This window comes from Kaistella sp. (assembly GCF_049588135.1).
GTDB lineage: Bacteria > Bacteroidota > Bacteroidia > Flavobacteriales > Weeksellaceae > Kaistella.
On record NZ_JBAVFG010000056.1, the window covers coordinates 1 to 4,755 of the forward strand.

Sequence of the window (4,755 nt, forward strand, 5' to 3'; positions counted from 1 at the left end):
ATTTTTACTTAAAACGACCGACATACAAGCCAATATTTTTCCCGATTTTTCTTCCTTTTCGGTTAAATATTCATTTTCTAAAAGCTCTACTTCGCCTTCTTCCAAAATACATTCGCAACTTCCACAAATTCCGGATTTACAGGAATAAGGCACCGGGAATTTTTGAATTAAAAGCTGTTGTAAAAGTCGTGTTTTATTATTGCTTAAAGTCGTTTTATAATTTTTATTAAAAAGTTTAAAATCAACCTCAATATTTTCCATTAAAGGAAATTCTTTTTCAACAGGATAAATATCTTCATTAAATTCTTCAAACAATTCAAAATGAATATTCTTTTTCCGAATTCCGTGATGGTAACACGCATTTGCAATCGACTTGATCATTTCGCCTTTCCCACAAATCAAAACTTCATCTACAGCATCCCAAATCGTACTTTCTTCATCGGTATCGTCTAACTGCAAAATCTGATTGATGATTAAAGCAACTTTCTTTGCATCTAATCGACCTTCAAATAAACCATTTCCTATTTTTTCCTGGGAATAAAAGTAGTGAATTTCCAAACGATTTGGATGTTTTTTTATCAATTCATCTAATTCACTTTTAAAGGGAATATCTCGTTTGTTTTTATTACCGTAAAAAAGGAAAAGTCTTGTTCTAGGTTCATTATGCAGAATGTTTTTGAAATGACTCAAAATGGGAGTAATTCCAATTCCGCCCGCAAAACCAATGATAGTACGGAATTCGTGTGGTTTAGAATCCAATGTAAATCTTCCTTTTGGTTCCGAAACTTCAACTTCGTTGTCAATTTCGAAATCGTTGTATAAGTCTTTGGTCGAACTTTCCTCGTTATTCATTTTAATTCCTAAAGAAATTTTGCCTTCAAAAGGAGCCGAAGTCATTGAAAAATCGTTCAGGAAAATTTCGTTTTTCGACGGATATTTTATGGTAACATATTGCCCGGCTTCGAATTGATAATTTTTCTTCAGCGATTCTGGAATTTCAAATTCCAGTACGAAAGTGTTTTTGGTCAGTTGTAGCTTTTTCGCTAATTTTAGCCAATGGAATTCGGCTTGCTTTGCTTTAGGTAAGAGTTTTTCCATATTCATTTAAGATTCAAAAATAATAAAACTTTATGATTTAAAGTAGATTTGAATTTTTTGCTTTTTTATTTGTGGATAAATAACGCAAGGCTAAACAAAGATTCTTTGGAAAATATTGAAAACATTTTAAGACAAACAAAGGCGCCTTCGATTATTTTAAGAAATACAAAGTTGAAAAAGCAACAGATGTATTCTTCGTTGAAAAAACTTTAAAACACAAAATATGACAGAAAATGAAATCTCAAAAATTGTTTTTGAATTGGGTTTACAAATTCATAGAAAATTAGGAATGGGTTTATATGAAAGGGTTTATGAAGAATGTTTAGTTTATGAATTGAAAAAAGTGGGTTAAAAGTTGAAAGACAGAAATATCAACCTATCATTTACGAAGAATTGAAAATTGAGAACGCTTATAAAATGGATTTGTTGATTGAGGATAAAGTCGTTATAGAAATTAAATCTGTAGAATTTATAAGCAGTTTCGATAAATCTCAACTTAAAAATTATTTGAAACTTGGAATGCTTTTAAATTTCAATTCAAGTTTGTTTAAAGACCGCGTAAAAAGAGTCGCAAATGGTTTGGATTAAATTGTTTTTCAATGATAAGTGAAACGCCCTTGTCTGACTTAAAAGCTGCATTTTAAGTAACAAAAATCTTTGTTTACCTTTGCGATAAATAAAAAAATAAAATGAAAAAATTAATTCTAAGTGTAATGATTTTGGCAATGGTTTCTGCTTGTAAGAAAGAAACGAAAACTGAAGAATTGCCTGGTTACTTAACTTCAGACTCTGTGAACATTTCGGAATACAACGAAGTTTCAGAAGCTACAATCCCGTTCAAACAAATCGAATTAACACCCGATCAAACCACAAAAATTTTGACAAAACAAAACAACGATACGTTATATGTAACTAATTTTTTCGCGACTTGGTGCGGACCATGTATGCGGGAAATTCCTCATTTTAAAGAGAAAATGGCTGAATTAAAATCGCAACCTGTGAAATTTACTTTTGTTGGTTTGGATGCAAAAGAAGATTGGGCAACCAAAGTGAAAAAATTTGCAGAAGAAAACAACCTTTCTAAAAACATCGTTCTTTTGGATGGCGAGCAGCTCAATCACGAGTTTTTTCTTACCAATTTCAAACAATGGGACGGCGGTTCCATTCCATTTACCTTCATGCGAAAAGGAGATAAAACAGACGAAACGGTGGGAATGATGAGCGGAGAAATGCTTTCTGAAAAAATTAATTCTTTTAAATAATTTCCCACAAATTACACAGATTTTCTTTGTGTTCTTTGCGTGAAAACTTTGCGGCTTTGCGTGAAAAATAGCTTTAAATTTACTTGTATTTTCATCATTATCGGAATCTTTATTTCGGTAATGATGAACTTGAATATAGGTTTTTTGAAACTCAGTTTCGCTGATTTTCTCTCTTCAAATTCTGAAAACTCACAAATCGCACAACTTCGTATCAATCGGGTTTTGGTGATGATTTTGGCTGGAATTTCAATTCCAACTTCGGGGTTTTTGTTGCAAGAATATTTCCAGAATCCTTTGGCGGGTCCTTCTGTTTTAGGAATAACTTCTGTCGCGAGTTTGAGTGTCGCTTTTTACATTTTTTTCTCTCAGGATTTTATTCTTCCCGAATTTTTACAAAATAGTTTTTTGAGCATTTCTGCCATCGCTGGAAGTTTGGTTTTAATGCTGATTCTATTGGCTTTTTCCAATAAATTTCAAGACAAATCTTTCTTGATTATTTTCGGGTTTTTGGTTTCAGCATTAGCGGGAGCGGTGGTTTCTATTTTGCAACTTTATGCTGAAAATCAAAGTTTGAAAAATTATATTTTATGGAGTTTCGGGGCGAATAATCAGGTTAATTTTAATCAAATTTTGGTTTTATGTTTTTTTGTGATTTTTGGTTTAATTTTAAGTTTTAAATCCATAAAACCATTAATAGGAAATAGTTTGGGAACTTCTTACGCACAAAGTTTGGGCGTAAATCTGAATCGGTTAAAATATTTAATTATCATCGCTTCTTCCCTACTTTCCGCTTCTGTTACGGCGTTTTTAGGACCCATTTTATTTATCGGAATTGTCGTTCCCCATTTTTGCAGAATGATTTTTAATCCCGCAAAATTGTGGCAACAATGGATTTTAAACATGATTTTAGGAATTTTAATCATGGAAGTTTTTTCAATCGTTTCTGAAACCACGCAGTTTCCGCTGAATGTGATAACTTCACTTTTCGGAATTCCTGTAATTTTGATGATGATGAATAGTAAAAGAGCCAAGTAAAAAGAGCCAGACTAAAAGTGATTTAAAAATCCGTGAAATCTGTGAGAAATAAATGTTTTTAGAATTAAAAAATACAACAATCGGTTACAAAACTCCTTTAATTAAAGGCGTTGAAACTTCGTTGAATTTAGGCGACATTTGTCTTTTGATTGGAAATAACGGCGTTGGAAAAACAACTTTAATAAAAAGCATTCTAAATCAAATTTCGCTATTAGAAGGTGAAGTTTTTCTCGGACAAAAAAATATAAAAATACTTTCCAATAAAGAAATAGCAGAACAAATCGCAGTGGTTTTTTCGAAATCTCAAATTCCTGCAAATTATACTTTGACCGATTTAATTTCTTTGGGGAAATACATTCATTATCCGTATTATTTTGAATTAAAAAGCACTGATAAACAAGAAGTTGAAGGAATTATCGAAAGTTTAAATTTAACGCAATATCGAGATTTTCCTTTACAAAAACTGTCCGATGGAAATCTTCAAAAAGCGTTTATTGGTCGAGCTTTGGCGCAAAATTCACCGATGATTATTTTGGATGAACCCACAACTCATTTGGATGAAGAAAATAAAATTATCATTCTAAAATTGCTGAGAAATTTAGCAAAAACCCAAAACAAACTTATTCTTTTTTCTTCCCACGATTGGAGATTGGCAAAGGAATTTTCGGATAAAATATGGTTGATCAACGACGAAAAACTGAACGCCGGAATCGCTGAAGATATTTTAATGAAACATGATGAATTACTAAATCCAAAGCTTTTTAATTTTAATAAAGAATTTCGTGCACCGCAAATTTTTGCGCCCACTTTGCAGAAAGAAATGCTGTATTCTTTTCTTCAAAAAAACTTCAATAAAAATCTTTCTTTTCTTAAATTTGAGTTTAAAGACCGTTTTTGGGAGATTTCAACTCATAGTTTTCACCGAAAATTTAATTCTTTTGAGGAAATCACTCATTTCCTTCAAAATCTTCAATAAATCCTCATTTCACTGACTTTTTTTAAATACTATGCATGCATAGTATTATGCGATTCATACTTTTTAAGTAACTAGTTATCAACCTTTAACAAAAAATTAACAAATTAAATATACTATGCATGCATAATATTATTTATATTTGGATAACCACATTACAAACAATTATGGATAAAAAAAACGACGAAAAAGTTGAAAATGTAGATCTCATTTTGAAATCTACATGGTTGGCTGTTTCCAAGATGTATTCGGAAATGGCGCAAGATCACGATGCGACCGCAGTACAAGCTTTAACGCTTTTGAAAATTGATCCAAAAGAAGGAACACGAAGCACGAATCTTGGTCCGAAAATGGCGATTGAACCTACTTCTCTCACCAGAATCATTA

The 4,755-nt window shown here is 31.6% G+C and carries 4 protein-coding genes and 2 pseudogenes; 5 read left to right on the forward strand and 1 reads right to left on the reverse strand.

Annotation, left to right across the window (positions count from 1 at the left end):
* Window positions 1–1,098 (reverse strand): 2Fe-2S iron-sulfur cluster-binding protein (locus tag WBY99_RS03235; protein ID WP_423974904.1); only part of this gene is annotated, 1,098 nt, incomplete at its 3' end.
* A gap of 289 nt (window positions 1,099–1,387) precedes the next feature.
* Between WBY99_RS03235 and WBY99_RS03240 the strand changes: the two are divergent.
* The 5 genes and pseudogenes from WBY99_RS03240 to WBY99_RS03260 all read left to right on the forward strand — a co-directional run.
* Window positions 1,388–1,686: pseudogene (locus WBY99_RS03240) on the forward strand (GxxExxY protein).
* Between the two features lie 101 nt (window positions 1,687–1,787).
* Window positions 1,788–2,360, forward strand: a complete 573-nt coding sequence (locus WBY99_RS03245; protein WP_423974905.1) for a TlpA family protein disulfide reductase — start codon at window positions 1,788–1,790, stop codon at window positions 2,358–2,360.
* Window positions 2,361–2,480: 120 nt separating this feature from the next.
* Window positions 2,481–3,395 carry a FecCD family ABC transporter permease gene (locus WBY99_RS03250; protein ID WP_423974907.1) on the forward strand — a complete coding sequence of 305 codons (915 nt, stop codon included), beginning with the start codon at window positions 2,481–2,483 and terminating at the stop codon, window positions 3,393–3,395.
* A 52-nt stretch (window positions 3,396–3,447) separates the two neighbouring features.
* Complete coding sequence (locus WBY99_RS03255) at window positions 3,448–4,371, forward strand: ABC transporter ATP-binding protein (RefSeq protein WP_423974906.1); 924 nt, start codon at window positions 3,448–3,450, stop codon at window positions 4,369–4,371.
* A gap of 164 nt (window positions 4,372–4,535) precedes the next feature.
* A pseudogene (locus WBY99_RS03260) lies at window positions 4,536–4,755 on the forward strand (MarR family transcriptional regulator); the annotation flags it as partial.

Excerpts from the sequence above, each read along its gene's own strand:
- WBY99_RS03250 (WP_423974907.1), top strand. The coding sequence starts at position 2,481 with ATGATGAACTTGAATATAGGTTTTTTGAAACTCAGTTTCGCTGATTTT.
- WBY99_RS03255 (WP_423974906.1), top strand. The coding sequence starts at position 3,448 with ATGTTTTTAGAATTAAAAAATACAACAATCGGTTACAAAACTCCTTTA.
- WBY99_RS03245 (WP_423974905.1), top strand. The coding sequence starts at position 1,788 with ATGAAAAAATTAATTCTAAGTGTAATGATTTTGGCAATGGTTTCTGCT.